Annotated in this window: 17 protein-coding genes; 9 read left to right on the top strand and 8 right to left on the bottom strand. The window is 63.9% G+C overall.

Features of this window, described 5'->3' with window-relative positions:
- Nucleotides 1-29 precede the first annotated feature (29 nt).
- Together ACR0MM_RS11950 and ACR0MM_RS11945 are read left to right on the top strand one after the other, a co-directional pair.
- The gene (locus ACR0MM_RS11950) at nucleotides 30-728 is read left to right on the top strand and encodes a glutathione S-transferase family protein (protein WP_093964218.1); all 699 of its coding nucleotides are present in this window, start codon (nucleotides 30-32) and stop codon (nucleotides 726-728) included.
- The gene (locus ACR0MM_RS11945) at nucleotides 725-1111 is read left to right on the top strand and encodes a DUF1801 domain-containing protein (RefSeq protein WP_480696345.1); all 387 of its coding nucleotides are present in this window, start codon (nucleotides 725-727) and stop codon (nucleotides 1109-1111) included. The genes ACR0MM_RS11950 and ACR0MM_RS11945 overlap by 4 nt, the downstream gene beginning before the upstream one ends.
- Here the strand turns inward: ACR0MM_RS11945 and rnr are convergent.
- Together rnr and dapE are read right to left on the bottom strand one after the other, a co-directional pair.
- Nucleotides 1102-3366, bottom strand: a complete 2265-nt coding sequence (gene rnr / locus ACR0MM_RS11940; protein ID WP_480696343.1) for a ribonuclease R — start codon at nucleotides 3364-3366, stop codon at nucleotides 1102-1104. The genes ACR0MM_RS11945 and rnr overlap by 10 nt on opposite strands.
- Before the next feature lie 65 nt (nucleotides 3367-3431).
- A complete protein-coding gene (gene dapE / locus ACR0MM_RS11935) occupies nucleotides 3432-4571 on the bottom strand; it encodes a succinyl-diaminopimelate desuccinylase (RefSeq protein WP_480696341.1) in 1140 nt (379 codons plus the stop codon).
- Nucleotides 4572-4772: 201 nt separating this feature from the next.
- On the opposite strand from dapE, the gene ACR0MM_RS11930 reads away from it, so the two are divergent.
- Nucleotides 4773-5831 (top strand): transporter substrate-binding domain-containing protein, encoded by a 1059-nt coding sequence (locus tag ACR0MM_RS11930; RefSeq protein ID WP_170406216.1) that lies wholly within the window; start codon nucleotides 4773-4775, stop codon nucleotides 5829-5831.
- Here ACR0MM_RS11930 and ACR0MM_RS11925 read toward each other — a convergent pair.
- The gene (locus ACR0MM_RS11925) at nucleotides 5828-6175 is read right to left on the bottom strand and encodes a hypothetical protein (protein ID WP_093964213.1); all 348 of its coding nucleotides are present in this window, start codon (nucleotides 6173-6175) and stop codon (nucleotides 5828-5830) included. The two genes, ACR0MM_RS11930 and ACR0MM_RS11925, sit on opposite strands and share 4 nt — an antisense overlap.
- Before the next feature lie 137 nt (nucleotides 6176-6312).
- Between ACR0MM_RS11925 and ACR0MM_RS11920 the strand changes: the two genes are divergently transcribed.
- The gene (locus tag ACR0MM_RS11920) at nucleotides 6313-6744 is read left to right on the top strand and encodes a GFA family protein (protein WP_480696339.1); all 432 of its coding nucleotides are present in this window, start codon (nucleotides 6313-6315) and stop codon (nucleotides 6742-6744) included.
- Nucleotides 6745-6816: 72 nt separating this feature from the next.
- On the opposite strand, the gene dapD is transcribed toward ACR0MM_RS11920, so the two are convergent.
- From dapD to ACR0MM_RS11905, 3 genes are all read right to left on the bottom strand, one after another.
- Entirely contained in the window at nucleotides 6817-7644 is an 828-nt protein-coding gene (dapD, locus tag ACR0MM_RS11915) for a 2,3,4,5-tetrahydropyridine-2,6-dicarboxylate N-succinyltransferase (RefSeq protein ID WP_480696337.1), read from the bottom strand.
- Between the two features lie 119 nt (nucleotides 7645-7763).
- Nucleotides 7764-8363, bottom strand: coding sequence for a GntR family transcriptional regulator (locus ACR0MM_RS11910; protein WP_170342154.1), 600 nt, complete (start codon nucleotides 8361-8363; stop codon nucleotides 7764-7766).
- 45 nt (nucleotides 8364-8408) lie between these two features.
- Entirely contained in the window at nucleotides 8409-9326 is a 918-nt protein-coding gene (locus ACR0MM_RS11905; RefSeq protein WP_480696335.1) for a threonine/serine dehydratase, read from the bottom strand.
- 79 nt (nucleotides 9327-9405) lie between these two features.
- Between ACR0MM_RS11905 and ACR0MM_RS11900 the strand changes: the two genes are divergently transcribed.
- Nucleotides 9406-10248 (top strand): LOG family protein, encoded by an 843-nt coding sequence (locus ACR0MM_RS11900; protein WP_093964208.1) that lies wholly within the window; start codon nucleotides 9406-9408, stop codon nucleotides 10246-10248.
- Between the two features lie 3 nt (nucleotides 10249-10251).
- On the top strand, nucleotides 10252-11358 hold the full coding sequence (locus ACR0MM_RS11895; protein WP_480696333.1) for a cystathionine gamma-lyase: 1107 nt from the start codon (nucleotides 10252-10254) through the stop codon (nucleotides 11356-11358).
- A gap of 3 nt (nucleotides 11359-11361) precedes the next feature.
- Here ACR0MM_RS11895 and ACR0MM_RS11890 read toward each other — a convergent pair whose 3' ends face one another.
- Entirely contained in the window at nucleotides 11362-11745 is a 384-nt protein-coding gene (locus tag ACR0MM_RS11890) for a hypothetical protein (protein ID WP_093964407.1), read from the bottom strand.
- A 179-nt stretch (nucleotides 11746-11924) separates the two neighbouring features.
- Between ACR0MM_RS11890 and ACR0MM_RS11885 the strand changes: the two genes are divergently transcribed.
- The 3 genes from ACR0MM_RS11885 (at nucleotide 11925) to ACR0MM_RS11875 (ending at nucleotide 14959) form a co-directional block, all read left to right on the top strand.
- On the top strand, nucleotides 11925-12854 hold the full coding sequence (locus ACR0MM_RS11885; RefSeq protein WP_480696331.1) for a DnaJ C-terminal domain-containing protein: 930 nt from the start codon (nucleotides 11925-11927) through the stop codon (nucleotides 12852-12854).
- The gene (locus tag ACR0MM_RS11880) at nucleotides 12851-13195 is read left to right on the top strand and encodes a hypothetical protein (protein WP_480696329.1); all 345 of its coding nucleotides are present in this window, start codon (nucleotides 12851-12853) and stop codon (nucleotides 13193-13195) included. The genes ACR0MM_RS11885 and ACR0MM_RS11880 overlap by 4 nt, the downstream gene beginning before the upstream one ends.
- An 84-nt stretch (nucleotides 13196-13279) precedes the next feature.
- On the top strand, nucleotides 13280-14959 hold the full coding sequence (locus ACR0MM_RS11875; RefSeq protein ID WP_480696327.1) for a U32 family peptidase: 1680 nt from the start codon (nucleotides 13280-13282) through the stop codon (nucleotides 14957-14959).
- Here ACR0MM_RS11875 and ACR0MM_RS11870 read toward each other — a convergent pair.
- Nucleotides 14941-15561 carry a cytochrome P460 family protein gene (locus tag ACR0MM_RS11870; RefSeq protein ID WP_170370147.1) on the bottom strand — a complete coding sequence of 207 codons (621 nt, stop codon included), beginning with the start codon at nucleotides 15559-15561 and terminating at the stop codon, nucleotides 14941-14943. The two genes, ACR0MM_RS11875 and ACR0MM_RS11870, sit on opposite strands and share 19 nt — an antisense overlap.
- Between the last annotated feature and the right edge of the window lie 118 nt (nucleotides 15562-15679).

Raw genomic sequence — 15679 nt, 5'->3', positions numbered from 1 at the left:
CCGGCGGCACCCCAATTACGGAGCCCATTATGTTGACCCTTCTTACCTACCCTTCCGCTTTCGGACTTTTCAGCGCCAGCCCCTTTTGCGTCAAAACCGCCTATATGCTGCAGCTGGCCGGGCTGCACTGGCGCCGCTCGGACATGGTCGATCCGCGACAGATGCCGCACAGCAAGTTGCCGGTTTTGCGCACACCCGAACGCCTGGTGCCGGACAGCGACCAGATTCGCGACTGGCTGGAAGCGCAGGGCGCCGAATTCGACCGTGGCCTGAGCGATGTGCAAAAGGGCCAGTCCCGCGCGTTGATCCGCATGGCCGAGGAACATCTGTATTTCCAGATTGTCATGGACCGCTGGGCCAACGACGAGGTTTGGCCAGTTCTGCGCGACACCTTCTTCTATGAGATTCCCCGAATCGTCCGACGTCCGATCTCGAACTCGGTCCGTAAATCGGTCTTGAAAGGCCTTCGGTCGCAAGGGATCGGACGCTTCTCCGAGGCCGAACGGATGGCACGGGTCGAACGCGACCTCGAGGCGATCTCAGCTTATCTGTGGCAGGCCCCGTATCTTTTGGGCGATCACCCCACTTCGGCCGACCTCAGCGTCGGCCCGATGCTGGCTGCGATGCGGGCCACTCCGGCCGATACCCGGCTTACCCGGCGCATCAAACAGGATACGCTGCTGAACAGTTATGTTGACCGGATGGAACAGGCGATCCCCCTGCCATGAGGCCTTTCGATGACCCCAAGGTGGCGTCTGCCTACGAGGCATTCGCCGCGGACACCAAAAGCGGCGCTCTGGCTCTGCGCGATCTGGTCTTCGCCACCGCGCAGGAACTTCAACCGGCGGTTTTGATGACCGAGGCTCTGCGATGGGGCCAACCGGCCTATCTGAGTCCCAAGGGAACAACCATCAGGCTGGGTGGACACACCTCCGCCCGGTTTGCCCTGTTTGTCCACTGCCAGACCCGGCTTATCGGTGAGTTTACCTCGGCCTTTCCCGACGCTGACAGGATTGACGGCAATCGCGCCATCCTGTTCGACGGGATCGAACAGATCGACCCCGTCCGGCATGGATGGCTGATCGCCCGGGCGTTGACCTATCACCGCTGACGGCGTTTGCGCTCGACCTTGCGTTTGATCTTGTCCTTCTTGCGCTTGGTGCTGACCGCCTTGCGCCGTGTCGGACGGCCGGGCCGCCCACGTCCGCCGCCGCGCGGCATGGCCTGATCTTCGATCGACAGCAGCTCCAACTCCAGCCCGCCGGTCACCGGTGTGGCCTCGGTCAGGCGCACTGTGACACGCTGGCCAATGGCGATGGTCAGGCCGGTATCGGCCCCCATCAGGGTGCCGGCCTCGGCGTCGAAGTGAAAGAACTCGCGCCCCAGCGACCGCACCGGCACCAGCCCGTCGGCCCCGGTTTCGTCCAGTTTGACGAAGGCCCCGAACCGGGCGATGCCGCTGATGCGGCCGGTGAACTCGTTGCCGACGCGCTCGCTCAGATAGGCCGCCAGATATCGGTCAGTCGTGTCGCGCTCGGCCATCATCGAGCGGCGCTCGGTGTCCGAGATGTGGGTAGCAATCTCCTCCAGCCGCTCGATCTCGTCGGCGGTCAGCCCGTCCTTGCCCCAGCCATGGGCCGAGATCAGCGCCCGGTGCACGATCAGGTCGGCGTAGCGGCGGATGGGCGAGGTGAAATGCGCATAGTTGCGCAGCGCCAGCCCGAAATGGCCAAAGTTCTCGGGGCTGTAATAGGCCTGCGCCATCGACCGCAAGGTGCTGAGATTGATCAGCTCGGCATCCTCGGTGCCGGCGGCGGCATTCAACAGCGCGTTCAGGTGACGGGTCTGCAGCACCTGCCCTTTGGCCAGATTCAGCCCGGCGGCCTGTGCCGTCTCACGCAGGCTTTCCAGCTTTTCGGGCGCGGGTTCCTCGTGCACCCGGAACAACAGAGGGCTGCGCTTGGCGATCAGCGTCTCGGCCGCGGCCACATTGGCCAGGATCATGAATTCCTCGATCAGCCGGTGCGCGTCCAGCCGCTCGCGGAAGGCCACGCTTTCGACCTCGCCCTTGTCGTTCAGCACGATCTTGCGTTCCGGCAGATCCAGGTCCAGCGGCTGGCGTTCGTTGCGGGCCGTCTTCAGTGCGCCATAGGCGGCATAGAGCGGTTTCAGGACGCTCTCCAGCAGCGGGCCGGTCCGGTCATTGGGGGTGCCGTCGATGGCCTCCTGCACCTCGGCATAATGCAGAGACGCGGCCGAGCGCATTAGCCCCCGCACAAAGCGGTGGTCGATCTTGTTGCCGTTTGCATCGATCCGCATCCGCACCGCGATACAGGCGCGCGGCACGCCTTCGTGCAGCGAACACAGATCGCCCGACAGACGGTCGGGCAGCATCGGCACGACGCGGTCGGGGAAATAGGTCGAGTTGCCCCGCTTGCGCGCCTCGCGGTCCAGCGCACTGCCGGGGCGCACATAAGCGGCCACATCGGCAATGGCGACCCAGATTACGTGACCGCCCGGGTTCTTCGGGTCGTCATCTGCATGGGCATAACAGGCGTCGTCATGGTCGCGCGCGTCCGACGGGTCGATGGTCAGCAGAGGGATGTCCCGCAGATCCTCGCGCCCTTTCAGCCCGACGGGCTTGGCCAGGTCGGCCTCGGCGATCACGTCATCGGGAAAATCATCCGGGATGCCGTGCTGGTGGATCGCGATCAGCGACACCGCCTTGGGCGCGGACGGATCGCCCAGCCGTTCCACGATACGCGCACGCGGCAGCCCCATACGATTTTTCGGCCCGGCCTGCTCGGCCTCGACCAGTTCGCCATCCTTGGCGCCCAGCGCCGCGTCTTCGGCCACCAGCCATTCGGTCGATCCAGCCTTGTCGATCGGCACGATCCGCCCGCCCTCGGCGCCCTTTCGGAAAATCCCCACGACCCGGCGCGGATTGGCGCCGATGCGGCGGATCAGGCGGGCCTCGTAATTGTGATCTTCTTCATGCACCTGGGTCAGCCGGGCCAGGATCCGGTCACCCTCGCCGAGCGCCGGGTCGCTGGCGCGGGAAATGATCAGCACGATCGGCTCGACCCCTTCGCCATGCCATTCCAGCGGCCGCGCGAACAGGTCGCCGTCGGCGTTCGGCGCCTTGACCTGCAGCACGCTGACCGGCGGCAGGCGGTCCGGGTCGCGATAGCTGCGCTTGCGCTTTTCCAGATGGCCCTCGGCCTCAAGCTCTTTGAGGATCCGTTTCAGGTCGATCCGGTCCGCGCCCTTGATGCCAAAGGCCTTGGCAATGTCGCGTTTCGAGGTGAGCGTGGGGTTCGCCGAGATCCAGTCGAGGATCTCCTGCTTCGTCGGTATGCGTTTCATGATTTCCGCCTAGCACGCCGATACGACCGCGTCATGACCAAAAAGTGGCCGGGCGCATCAATCGTTCAGGCTAAATAGTCGGCCAGGATCCGGGCGTAGATCGCTTTGAGCTGGCGGATCTGCTCGACCGGGACGGATTCGTCCACCTGATGCATGGTGCGTCCGACCAGGCCGAACTCGACCACGGGGCAGTGGTCCTTGATGAACCGCGCGTCCGAGGTGCCCCCGGTGGTCGACAGCTCGGGCCGACGGCCGGTCTCGGCCTCGACCGCGCGCGCGACCAGATCCGACAGCGGCCCCGGAGGGGTCAGAAAGCTTTCGCCCGAGACTTTGATTCGCGTATCGATCTGCACGCCGAACTCTGCCGCCACGTCCGCCGCCTGCGCCTTCAGCCAGTCGCTGAGGCTGGCGCCCGAATGCAAGTCGTTGAACCGGATGTTCACCGCCCCACGGCACTGGGCCGGAATGACGTTGGTGGCCGCGTTGCCGGTGTCCATCGTGACCACGGCCAGGGTCGAGGCGTCGAAATGGTCCGTCCCCCGATCCAGCTCGTGACTGGCCAGCCGATCCATCAGCCGCGCCAGCGCGGGCAGCGGGTTTCTGGCGCGATGCGGATACGCCGAATGGCCCTGCACGCCCGTCACCTCGAACCACGCGGTCATCGACCCGCGGCGGCCGATCTTCATCATCTCGCCCATCTCATTGGGGCAGGTCGGCTCGCCCACCAGACAGACCGACATCCGCTCGTCCTGCGCCTGCATGTAGTCCAGCAGCGCGGTGGTGCCGTCCACCGCATCGCCTTCTTCATCCCCCGTGATGGTCAGGATGATCGCCCCATCGGGCGGGGTGTCGCGCACGAAATCCACCGCCGCCGCAACAAAGGCCGCCACCCCCGATTTCATGTCGGTGGCGCCCCTGCCATACAGAACGCCGTCATGGATTTCCGCGCCGAACGGCGGGCGGGTCCATGCGGCCTCATCGCCCACCGGCACCACGTCGGTATGGCCGTTGAATCCGAAACTGCGCGCATGCCCCTTGTCGCCCCACCGGGCGAACAGGTTGCAGACGCCGCCGCGATCCACCCGCGTGCAGGTGAAACCGGCCCGCGCCAGGATATCTTCCAGTAGAATCAGCGCCCCGCCTTCCTCGGGTGTGACCGAGGGGCAACGGATCAGGTCTGCGGTCAACTGGACAGAGTCGGTCATTCAGGGGCCTCGCAGGGTCGGCAGGATGTGGGTTCACGCACAGATTCAACGAATTGGCCGCAATGCCAACCCCGATCGGTGGTTTTCCGGTCGCCCAGCCCGAAAAAACGGCAAAAAAGAAATCCCGGTCGATGACCTCGCGACGACCTTGCCGCGCCATGGCAAATTGCGCTAGAGCGCCGCGAAACAGGTGAACCAGCCATGACGCGCGCCCTTTTCGCATTGATCTGCCTGACCTTCGCGGTCTTTGCACAACACAGCCAAGCCGAAACTCTGACGGTCACGACGGTGGAGCGTCCTCCGTTCTCGTATGTGGATGAGGGCGAGGGCACCGGCTTCTCAATGGACCTGCTGGCCGCGCTGGCTGAAGAACTGGGCTGGGAATACACGGTCGTTCGAGTCGACGCGTTCGGGGACATGCTGTCGGCGGTCGAGAACCGCGAAGCCGACATGGCGATCGCGAATATTTCGATCACCGCAGGCCGAGAAGCCCGGATGGATTTTAGCCAACCGATTTTCGAAGCGGGCCTTCAGATAATGGTACCATCAGACGCGGCGCGCAGCCCGTCCTTGATGCAGGCGCTGCTGTCACGCGAGCTGTTCATCGCCATCGGGCTGGCCTTTGCCATCCTGCTGGGTGGCGGCATGCTGATGTGGGGGTTCGAACGCCGATCCCAACCCTATTTCGACCGCGACCTGAACGAGGCCTGGTTCCCATCCTTCTGGTGGGCGTTGAACCTGGTGGTCAATGGCGGCTTTGAAGAGCGGATGCCCCGGACCCCGTTCGGGCGAATTCTGGGTGTGATCCTGGTCGTATCATCGCTGTTCATCGTATCCGTATTCACCGCGCGGATCACCTCGGTCATGACGGTGGATGCGATCACCAGCAACATCAACTCGGTCAATGATCTGTACGGCAAGCAGGTCGGGACGATCTCGGGTTCGACCGCCGCCAGTTTTCTGAACCGGCGCGAGGTCGAATTCACCGGGTACGAAGACCTGGACAGCATGTTGACCGCGTTCAAGGATGGGGACCTGGATGCCGTCGTGTTCGACGCGCCGATCCTGTCGTATTTCGCCGCACATGAAGGCCGCAAGATTGCGGCAATGACCGGCGGCGTCTTCCTGCGCGAGAATTACGGTATCGTCTTCCCGACCGGGTCACCTCTGGTCGAGGATGTGAACCAGGCGCTTCTGGGCCTCCGCGAAGATGGCACCTATGACCAGATCTATCGCAAGTGGTTCGGCACGCGCCGCTAGGCGCCTTCGGGCTTGTCGCCGAAGAAGGGCGTCATCTGCGCAACAATAACTGCGTTTTCCTCAAGCGCCCTCTGCATCAGCGCGCGTTCGTCCGGGTCGATCTCATGCCCCTGCGCCTCGCGCTCGGCCAGGGTGCCATAGCCGGTTACGTCCAGCGGAGCCGTATCGGCCTGCTTGAGAATGGCCACGGTTTCGCGCACGGCCTCGGCCTCGTCCACTCCGCTGGCATAGCACATGAGCGCCGCGCCGGTGGCACCTTCGGGCAGGCCGTCGCCATCCTTGCGGCCAATCTGAACCAACAGAGTATAGACCTGCTGGCGCGAGGGTTTCTTTTGCTTTTCCATGCCGTGGGCCTTAGCCGGGGGCCGGTCGATGGTCAAGCATGGCAGCTGGACGCGGTTCCCGGATGCCGTGTCGTTTTTTGACGCGCTCAGGCCCACCGTCCGGTCAGACTGGTCGCGAAAAATCGATGGAGTACATCATGACCAAACGCGGCCGCTGCCTGTGCGGCGAAACCCGCTGGGAGTATGTGGGCGCCGAGAGCTGGAGCTGCTACTGCCATTGTGACGATTGCCGCCGCAACTGCGCCGCGCCCGTGGTCGCGTGGTTGGGCGTACCCTTGCGCAATTTCCGATGGACCGGTGCAACACCGCATACTTACGCCAGTTCGAAAGGCGTCCAGCGACATTTCTGCGCAACCTGTGGCTCTCCGATGGGGTTCGAGGCCGACCACTATGAGGGCGGGATGCACCTGTACGCGGCCTCGCTGGAAGACCCTTCGGACTTTGCGCCAGCCTTTCACGTCAATTATCAAAGCAAGCTGCCCTGGCTGGATCTGCGCGATGACTTGCCGAAATACGAAGGCACCCTGCTGCACGCGCCCGAGGATCTCGCCGATTACGAGGCGGGATAAGTCGGACCCTGCCCAACGAAAAAGGCCGCGGACCAGAGCCGCGACCTTTGGAACTTTGAATGATGTCTGCGATCAATCGCGCAGCAGCTCGTTGATCCCGGTCTTCGAGCGGGTCTTTTCATCCACCCGCTTCACGATCACCGCACAGTACAGGCTGATCCCGTTCTTCGACGGCATCGAACCGGACACCACCACCGAATAGGGCGGCACCTCGCCATAGAACACCTCGCCCGACTCGCGATCGACGATCTTGGTGGACTGGCCGATATACACACCCATGCCCAGAACCGAGCCCTCGCGGATGATGCAGCCTTCGACCACCTCGGACCGCGCCCCGATAAAGCAGTTGTCCTCGATGATGGTCGGGCCGGCCTGCATGGGTTCCAGAACGCCGCCGATGCCGACGCCGCCCGACAGGTGCACGTTCTTGCCGATCTGCGCGCAGGACCCGACCGTGGCCCAGGTATCGACCATGGTGCCTTCGTCCACATAGGCGCCGAGGTTCACGAAAGACGGCATCAGCACCACGCCCGGCGCGATATAGGCCGACTTGCGCACCACGCAGTTGGGCACCGCGCGGAAACCGGCCGCGCGCCACTGGTTTTCACCCCAGCCAGCGAACTTGCTGTCGACCTTGTCCCACCAGCCGCCGCCCTGCGGGCCGCCGGACTGGATTTCCATGTCCTTGATGCGAAAGCCCAGCAGAACCGCCTTCTTGGCCCACTGGTTCACATGCCAGCTGCCATCGGCCTGCTTCTCGGCGACACGCAGCGTGCCGCTGTCCAGCGCGTCCAGCGTGTCCTCGATCGCTTCGCGCTGTTCACCGGTGGTGGCGGGCGTGATCGTGTCGCGGGCCTCCCATGCGGCCTCGATGGCGGTTTCCAGTTGGGCGTTGGACATGGGGTTTCTCCGTGCTGACTCTCGTTTGTTTGGTGTTGCCTATATGAAAGCCGGGGCCAATGCGCAATGCGACGTTGGCGGAGCTGTTTGCGGCCACCCGGCGCGAAACCCCGGCGGTCTCAGCTGGCGCGGCGGATATGGCGCACCAGAATCGCGGTAGCCGTGGCATTGTCGCGGCGCTTCATCGCCTGCACGATGGCGGCGTGGTCGGTATCCTTCCGCTGGACCCAGCGGTGACGCCAATGGGCGAACAGATGGCGGGCGCTGGCGATATGCAGATCGTCGATCGTATGCAGAAGGCGCGGCCGCGCACTGGGTGTCAGGATCGCCCGATGAAAGGCGCGGTTCCGGGTTTCCCATGTGGGCATGTCCTGCGCCTCGTCGCAGGCGATGCGGGCCTTGTCGGCCGCCTTGATATCCGCCGGTGTCAAATTCTGGATCGCATGTTGCAGGGCCAACGATTCCAAGGCCACGCGCATCTCGATTACCTCGCGCACCTCGGCCGGGTCCAACGCGGTGACGCGCATGCCGCGCCGTGGTTCGCTGTGGGCCAAGCCATGCGCCTGGAGCCGCAACAGCGCCTCGCGCACTGGGACATGGCTGGTGTCGAACGCCCGCGCGATGTGGTCCTGCCGCAGTTTCTCACCCGCAGGCAGCTCGCCAGTGATGATGCGCTGGCTGAGCCGGTCATAGATGGAATCTGCAATCGTGGCGGTCATGAGATTTTATCTATAATCCCAAGGCCCGGGCCTCAAGGCGCAAATTCAGGCGGTCAAGGGGTCAGGTGCGATATTGCCCCCGCAGACCAGAACCGCGACCCGCTCGCCCGGTTCCGGCGTGTAGACGCCCGAGGTCAAGGCCGCCAGGGCCGTCGCGCCCGCCGGCTCGACCAGAATGCGATGCGCCTGCCACAGGCGCTGCTGCGCCTCGGCGATCGCGTCATCGCTGACCAGCACCGACGTCATCCCCTGCGCCAGCCCGAAACAGATGTCGCCGATCCGCCGCGCACCCAGCGCGTTGGCGGCTATGCCGGAAACGGACACATCCACGGGCGCTCCGGCCTGCAACGCCGCGTTCAAGGCACATGAGGTTTCCGGCTCGACCGCAACGACCTTGCGCGCGCCCTGAAACCAGGCCAGCGCCCCCGCAATCAGCCCGCCGCCGCCCACTGCCACCAATACGGTATCGGCCTGCAGGCCCTGGCTGTCCCATTCGGCAAAACAGGTGCCCTGCCCGGCCACGGTGGCCGGCGCATCATAGGCATGGATCTGCATCGCACCTGATCGATCTTCGTGGTCACGCGCCATCGCCAGGGCGTTTGCGTATTCACCCGGCACCACGCTCAGATCCGCGCCGATCCGTTCGATCAGAGCAATTTTGGACGGTCCGGCCATTTCGGGCACGAAGATCTTGGCCGGATGGCCCAGCGCCTGCGCGGCATAGGCCGCAGCCGCACCGTGGTTCCCACCCGATGCCGCCACGACCCCTGCCGCCGGCACATCGAGGCTGAGCAACGTGTTGAACGCCCCGCGCGCCTTGAAACTGCCGGTGTGCTGGAAATGCTCCAGCTTCATCTCGACCGGCTGCGCCAGTCCCAGCGCGTCGCTTGTCATGACCGGTGTCACCTGCGCGTGGCCATTGATGCGTTCGGCTGCGGCCGAAATTTCCGTCTTCCAATCCATTCTCGTCTTTCCGTGACTGGCACTCTGCCCGCGAACCCTATAGCTGTTTGAAAAACACGCAAGCAGGGAACCCCCAGCAATGAGAGAAGACCGCCTCAGCCCTTTCCGCGATGCGCATACCGACCGCTCGACCGCAAGCGAAGTCCCCGACACGCCGCAGACACGCTCGCCCTCGTACCGGCTGGCCTTTGCCGATGACGATTTCCTCTGCCGCGAGGAACTGCGGCCCGTTCGTCTGCAACTGGAACTGCTGAAGCCCGAAATGATCATGGCCGAACGCCAGATCACGTCGACCATCGTGATGTTCGGCGGCGCGCGAATCCCGGAACCAGCCAAAAAGGACAGCGCCCGGACGGCCACGCTGGCCGGTCTGTCGCAATACTATGACGAGGCGCGCGAATTCGCCCGGCTGATGACCGAGAAATCCAAGCAAAGCGGGTGCCGCGAAAACGTCATCGTCACCGGCGGTGGCCCCGGCGTGATGGAGGCCGGAAATCGCGGCGCCAAGGATGCCGGTGGCTGCTCGATCGGGCTGAACATCGTGCTGCCGCACGAGCAGGCGCCCAATGCCTATGTCACCCCTGAGCTGAGCTTTAATTTCCACTATTTCGCCATACGCAAGATGCATTTCCTGATGCGCGCCCGTGCGATCACTATCTTCCCCGGCGGGTTCGGCACGATGGATGAGTTGTTCGAGTCCCTCACCCTGATCCAGACCGGCCGGATGGAGCGCGTGCCGTTCCTGCTGTTCGGGCGCGAGTTCTGGGAGCGGGTGATCAATTGGGAAGCGCTGGCCGATGCCGGGACCATTTCCGAAGAGGATCTGGACCTGTTCCGCTTTGTCGATACCGCGCAGGAGGCGGTCGACATCATCGAGCGCTGGGAACCCGCCCCGCCGCGCGACGACATTCCGGGGCGCTGAGCGATGGAGCGCACCCCCAAGACCGGTGAGATGCTGCATCTGCGCGGCAATGCCCTGAGCAAAGGCGAACCAGTGGCGCTGCCGCTGACCCAAAGCAGCATGTTCCACCTGCCCGGCGCGCCGGACGGGCACCCTACCTATGGCCGCGTGGACAACCCGACCTGGACGCAGGTCGAGCATGTGCTGGCACATCTCGAAGACGCACCCTGCCTGATCTTTCCGTCCGGCATGGGCGCGATTTCGGCCGCGTTGTTCGCCACCGTGCGGGCGGGGTCGCGCATCCTGATCCCGTCGGACGGGTATTATGTCACCCGCCTGCTGGCCGACCGGTTCCTCGCCCCGCTGGGCGTGTCGGTCGAAGAGCGCCCCACGACCGCATTTGCGCAGGGCGGATTCGACGGGTTCGATGTTGTCTTCGTCGAAAGCCCGTCCAACCCCGGGCTTGACATGATCGACCTGGCGCAAGTGGCCCGCGACGTGCGCGCCGCGGGAGGCATCACCATCGCCGACAACACGACGCTGACCCCGCTGGGACAGCGCCCGCTGGACCTGGGCATCGACATCGTCGTCGCCTCGGACACCAAGGCGATGGGCGGGCATTCCGATCTGCTGATGGGCCATGTGGCCAGCCGCGATGCCCAGATCATGGAACGGATCGAGGAATGGCGTCGCGTCTCGGGCGCGATCCCAGGCCCGCACGAAGCCTGGCTGCTGCATCGCGGGCTGGAGACGCTGGACGTTCGGTTCGACCGCATGTGCAGCTCGGCGCAGGTTCTGGCCGAACGGCTGGCCGATCATCCGGCGGTCACACAGATCCGCTATCCCGGCCTGCCGACGGACCCATCGCACGATCTGGCTCGCAAACAGACTGCGCGGTTCGGTTTTCTGCTGACGATCACGCTGGCCTCGGAAGACCAGGCCGAACGGTTCATCAATGGCTGCCCGCTGTTGCGCCCGGCCACGTCCTTTGGTGGCGTGCACAGCTCGGCCGAGCGGCGCGCGCGCTGGGGGGATCAGGTCGATCCCGGCTTCGTGCGCCTGTCGGTCGGGTGTGAACCGTTGGACGAGCTGTGGCAGGCCCTGAACGACAGCCTGAATGCGCTGACCTGAGGCTTATTTCTTTGGCTCTCGCAGTTCGGTGAACACATAGATCGGCAGCAGAACCCCGGCGATCAGGGCGCCCAGCCACACCAGCAGCGTCGCCGCCAGCAGGTTCGAGATGCCGCCCACGGTCAGCCCTGCGGCGACCAGATCGGTGATCAGCAGGCCTACGAAGGTGACCACCAGCGCAATGCCGCCCTTCAGCGCCGGCACGTTCTTTTCCCCGATCTTCAGGATCAATGGCTCGGCCACGACCTGAACCAGGGTGAACACGATCACCACCACGATGAAGGACACCGGCTTGATCGAAAAGCCGGTCAGCAACAGGCTGGCCAGCAACAGACCGATGGCATTGCCCGCCAACAGGGCCAGGGCCGACTTGATTCTGCGTGACATGCGTTTGACTCCATCCGCAACAGTTCGAAACATGCCGATATTATCAGGATGCCGGAATTTTTCGAGAAAATTCAATCTCCTCGGTATTCGGTCCTGTTGAAATTCCATGACACGACACAATCTGAAAGGTTAACTGCCAACAACATCCACTGGCGAAACCCATCAGAAACGAGAGATATATGAGCGACAATCCATATTCGGTGTTGGGCGTCTCGAAAGACGCCAGTGCCGCCGAAATCAAGAAAGCCTACCGGCGCATCGCCAAGGACTGCCACCCGGACCTCAAGCCCGGGGACGCCAAGGCCGAGGCCAAGTTCAAGGCCGCCGCGGCCGCCTATGACCTGCTGAAGGACCCCGAAACCCGGGCAAAATTCGACCGGGGCGAGATCGACGCTTCGGGCCAGGAGCGCCCGCAGCAGCAATACTACCGCGAATATGCCGAAACCGCGGGCAACCCCTATCGCGCGGCCGGCGGGGTCGAGGACGACGACATGTCCGACATCTTTGCCCAATTCTTCGGCAACCGTGGCAACGGTGGCTTCAGCGGGGGGCGTACGCGCGAGTTTCATGCGCCCGGTCACAACGTGAACTACAGCCTGCAGATCAGCTTCCTGGATGCCGTCTTTGGTGCCACGCAAAAGCTGACCCTGCCCAATGGCGACCGGATCGAGGTGAAGATCCCCGCCGGCATCACCGACGGCCAGACTATCCGCCTGCGTGGCAAGGGCGCGCCGGGCTATGGCGAGGGGCCGCCGGGCGACGCGCTGGTCACGATCCGCGTAGCCGAACACCCGGTGTTCAAGCGCGAGGGCGACGACATCCGCATCACCCTGCCGATCACCATCGACGAGGCCGTTCTGGGCGGCAAGGTCCCCGCGCCCACGATCGACGGCCGCGTGAACGTGACCGTGCCCGAGGGCACAAGCAGCGGCAAGACCCTGCGCCTGCGCGGCAAGGGCGTCAGGAAACGCGGCTCGGACAAACGCGGCGACCAGCTGATCGAGCTGAGCGTGGTGATGCCCGACAAGATCGACGACGAACTGAAGCAGTTCATGCAGAACTGGCGCAAGTCACACAGCTATGACCCGCGGAAAGGAATGCCGGCATGACCCGTTCTCTGACCGAAGCCGAACTGATCGAAGCCGTCCAGAACCTGACGTCCGAGCGGTTGTCCCGATTCCTGTCCGCCCGGATCGTGATCCCGCGCCAGTCCGACCAGGGGCTGGTCTACGAGCGGCTGGACATGGCGCGCCTGCAACTGGCCTGCGAGCTGCACGACCAGTACGAGATGGAGCCCGACGCCCTGTCGATGGTGCTGTCGCTGATCGACCAGATGCACGGCCTGCGAGCCGAACTGCGCGAGGTGCTGCGCGCCATCGACGCCCAACCCGACCCGGTGCGCAGCCAACTGGTCGAACGGATCGGAACAGCGCGGTTCCGCCGCAGCTAGGGCCTGCGTGCAAGGCGGGTTTGCCCTTCTGGACTCGGTGGTTTTGCCTTAGAAGGCGCCATCGATTCAGAACCGGGTGCTGCGATGACACGGACCAAGTCGGAATTGCTGATGCCTGCGGGCAATCTGCGCAAGCTGAAACTGGCCGTCCTGTACGGGGCGGATGCGGTGTATCTGGGCACGCCCGACATGTCCCTGCGCACCAAGTCCGAGTTTTCGCTGGACGAGGTGATCGAAGGGGTGGAGTTCTGCCACGCGCATGGACGCCGCGCCTATCTGACACTGAACCTGTTCTCGCACAACAAGGACATCCCCAAGCTGGATGAATACATCGACACCGTGCGCAAGGTACGGCCCGACGGGTTGATCATCGCGGACCCCGGCGTGTTCCAGTATGTGCGCGACCGCGCGCCCAAACTGCCGCTGCATATCTCGACCCAGGCCAATATCTGTTCGTGGCTGTCGGTGAAGTTCTGGCAGGACCAGGGGGCCGAACTGGTGGTGCTGGCGCGCGAGGTCTCGTACCCCGAACTGGTGGAAATCCGCGAGAAATGCCCCGACATCCGGCTCGAGGCTTTCGTGCACGGCGCCATGTGCATGACCTATTCGGGCCGCTGCCTGCTGTCGAATTTCATGGCGGAACGTGGCGCCAACCAGGGCAACTGCGCCAATTCCTGCCGCTGGAACTATGCGCTGAAGCTGCGGCTCAAGGACGGCACCCATCAGGAACTGCGGATCACCGAGGAAAACGCCGACCTGTTCGAATTCCTGCTGGAAGAAGGCTGCCGCCCGGGTGAACTGATGCCGATCGAAGAGGATGATCGCGGCTCGTACATCCTCAATTCGCGCGATCTGTGCATCATGCCCAAGCTGGACGAATATCTGAAGATCGGCGTCGACAGCCTCAAGGTCGAGGGGCGCGGCAAATCGGAATACTATGCCGCCATCGTCGCGCGCGCCTATCGCATGGCCATCGACGATTACTATGCCGACCCCGAGAACTGGGACCCAAAGCCGTACATGCGCGAGTTGGAGACCGTGGGAAACCGCGGCTACACGCTGGCCTTTCACGAAGGGCGGCTGACCAATTACGCGCATGATTACGAACACACCGCGACCATCGCCCAGTGGGAATATGCCGGGCTGGTGACCGACGTGACCGAGGATGCGTTCCTGGTCGAGGTGAAGAACAAGCTTGAACCCGGCGACGTGCTGGATTTCGTCTCGCCCATCTCGCGCGAGACGGTCCTGCTGCGCGTCTACGAATTCGAACGCGCCAGTGACGGCGCCAAGCTGGACGTGGTGCATGGCAGCACGAAAACCGTGATCCGCCTGCCGTTTGCCCTGTTCGATCACGAAGACCCCGACGGCCTGCGCGCCCGTTTCCCGGTATATTCGGTCCTGCGCAAGGAGCGCGCCCTGACCGACGAACATTGGAGCCGCATCCGTTTTGACAAGCTGGTGCAGGGCTTGGAAACCTCGGGGCGCGACAATCCAGCCGCCTATGCCCGCCGCCGGGACGAGCTGGTGGAGAAGATCGGTCAGGACGGCACCGAGCGCCGGTTCAAGACCAACCGCGTGGGCACCGAGGGCTGTTGCGGCAAGGGGTGCAACGGCTGCCTGATCTTCTGGCAGGATGACAAATACGCCCTGGCGCGCGAGGTTCTGTCAAAACGCAAGCAGGGAGAGCAGCTCAGCCGGCGCGAGGCCGCCGCCCTGAAACTGCCCGGCGACGCGGCCCGCGATCAGTTGCCGACGCGGTAATCCTCGGGCACGAAGAACGTATAGTCGCGGTCAGCCACCGCTTCGTGGCAGTCATGGCAATAGGCAACCGCCCCCGCGCGATCCCCCATCGTGTCACCGAACAGAGACCCGTCGGGCATCACCATGACATAGCGCCAGTCGGCGGTGTCGGGGCTGGTGCCTTCGGGCAGTTTCTCCATCACGAACAGGGCGCCGGGATGCACCCGGCCCTCATCCGTGACGGTCATGCTGTCCTTGGCCAGAACCGAGCCCACGGGCAGCTTTTCCCCCGGTTGCAAGGTGCCGTAATTGTGGGCCATCCGGTTGGCATAGCTGTTGACGTAGCGCTGCCCATGCGTGGCCGACAGGTACGGCGCGTCGTTGAACAACGGCCAGTTCTGATAGTTCATCAGTTGATCCAGATGCGCGGTGGCATAGCCGCGATCCATCTGTTTCCTGAGGGCGCGATAGTGCTGCTGCGCGTCCTCTTTGCTCAGGTCCGCCGGGTTCTCGATCGCCAGATGCGCCTCGGTCTCGTTGGATTGCGCCCATGCAATGGCTGCGCCCGATGCAACCAATACGGCGGTCATGCAGATCGTGGACAGGTTCGTCAGTGCGTTCATGTATTGGCCCACCCTGTTCCAGGCTTGCCTGAATTCCGCAGATTTCCCCGACAAATTTGAGCGGACTGGACGAAACGCACCAGAACCGGACTGTCCAACTCACCGTCTTGTGCGCAGA

The sequence above is a fragment of the Ruegeria sp. BC6 genome, assembly GCF_056539185.1.
This window is presented reverse-complemented; position numbering and strand designations above follow the sequence as displayed.

Excerpts from the sequence above, each read along its gene's own strand:
- ACR0MM_RS11945 (WP_480696345.1), top strand. The coding sequence starts at position 725 with ATGAGGCCTTTCGATGACCCCAAGGTGGCGTCTGCCTACGAGGCATTC.
- ACR0MM_RS11900 (WP_093964208.1), top strand. The coding sequence starts at position 9,406 with ATGAGAGAAGACCGCCTCAGCCCTTTCCGCGATGCGCATACCGACCGC.
- ACR0MM_RS11910 (WP_170342154.1), bottom strand. The coding sequence starts at position 8,363 with ATGACCGCCACGATTGCAGATTCCATCTATGACCGGCTCAGCCAGCGC.
- ACR0MM_RS11875 (WP_480696327.1), top strand. The coding sequence starts at position 13,280 with ATGACACGGACCAAGTCGGAATTGCTGATGCCTGCGGGCAATCTGCGC.
- ACR0MM_RS11930 (WP_170406216.1), top strand. The coding sequence starts at position 4,773 with ATGACGCGCGCCCTTTTCGCATTGATCTGCCTGACCTTCGCGGTCTTT.
- ACR0MM_RS11880 (WP_480696329.1), top strand. The coding sequence starts at position 12,851 with ATGACCCGTTCTCTGACCGAAGCCGAACTGATCGAAGCCGTCCAGAAC.
- ACR0MM_RS11920 (WP_480696339.1), top strand. The coding sequence starts at position 6,313 with ATGACCAAACGCGGCCGCTGCCTGTGCGGCGAAACCCGCTGGGAGTAT.
- ACR0MM_RS11890 (WP_093964407.1), bottom strand. The coding sequence starts at position 11,745 with ATGTCACGCAGAATCAAGTCGGCCCTGGCCCTGTTGGCGGGCAATGCC.
- ACR0MM_RS11870 (WP_170370147.1), bottom strand. The coding sequence starts at position 15,561 with ATGAACGCACTGACGAACCTGTCCACGATCTGCATGACCGCCGTATTG.
- ACR0MM_RS11885 (WP_480696331.1), top strand. The coding sequence starts at position 11,925 with ATGAGCGACAATCCATATTCGGTGTTGGGCGTCTCGAAAGACGCCAGT.
- ACR0MM_RS11950 (WP_093964218.1), top strand. The coding sequence starts at position 30 with ATGTTGACCCTTCTTACCTACCCTTCCGCTTTCGGACTTTTCAGCGCC.
- dapE (WP_480696341.1), bottom strand. The coding sequence starts at position 4,571 with ATGACCGACTCTGTCCAGTTGACCGCAGACCTGATCCGTTGCCCCTCG.
- ACR0MM_RS11925 (WP_093964213.1), bottom strand. The coding sequence starts at position 6,175 with ATGGAAAAGCAAAAGAAACCCTCGCGCCAGCAGGTCTATACTCTGTTG.
- rnr (WP_480696343.1), bottom strand. The coding sequence starts at position 3,366 with ATGAAACGCATACCGACGAAGCAGGAGATCCTCGACTGGATCTCGGCG.
- ACR0MM_RS11895 (WP_480696333.1), top strand. The coding sequence starts at position 10,252 with ATGGAGCGCACCCCCAAGACCGGTGAGATGCTGCATCTGCGCGGCAAT.
- dapD (WP_480696337.1), bottom strand. The coding sequence starts at position 7,644 with ATGTCCAACGCCCAACTGGAAACCGCCATCGAGGCCGCATGGGAGGCC.
- ACR0MM_RS11905 (WP_480696335.1), bottom strand. The coding sequence starts at position 9,326 with ATGGATTGGAAGACGGAAATTTCGGCCGCAGCCGAACGCATCAATGGC.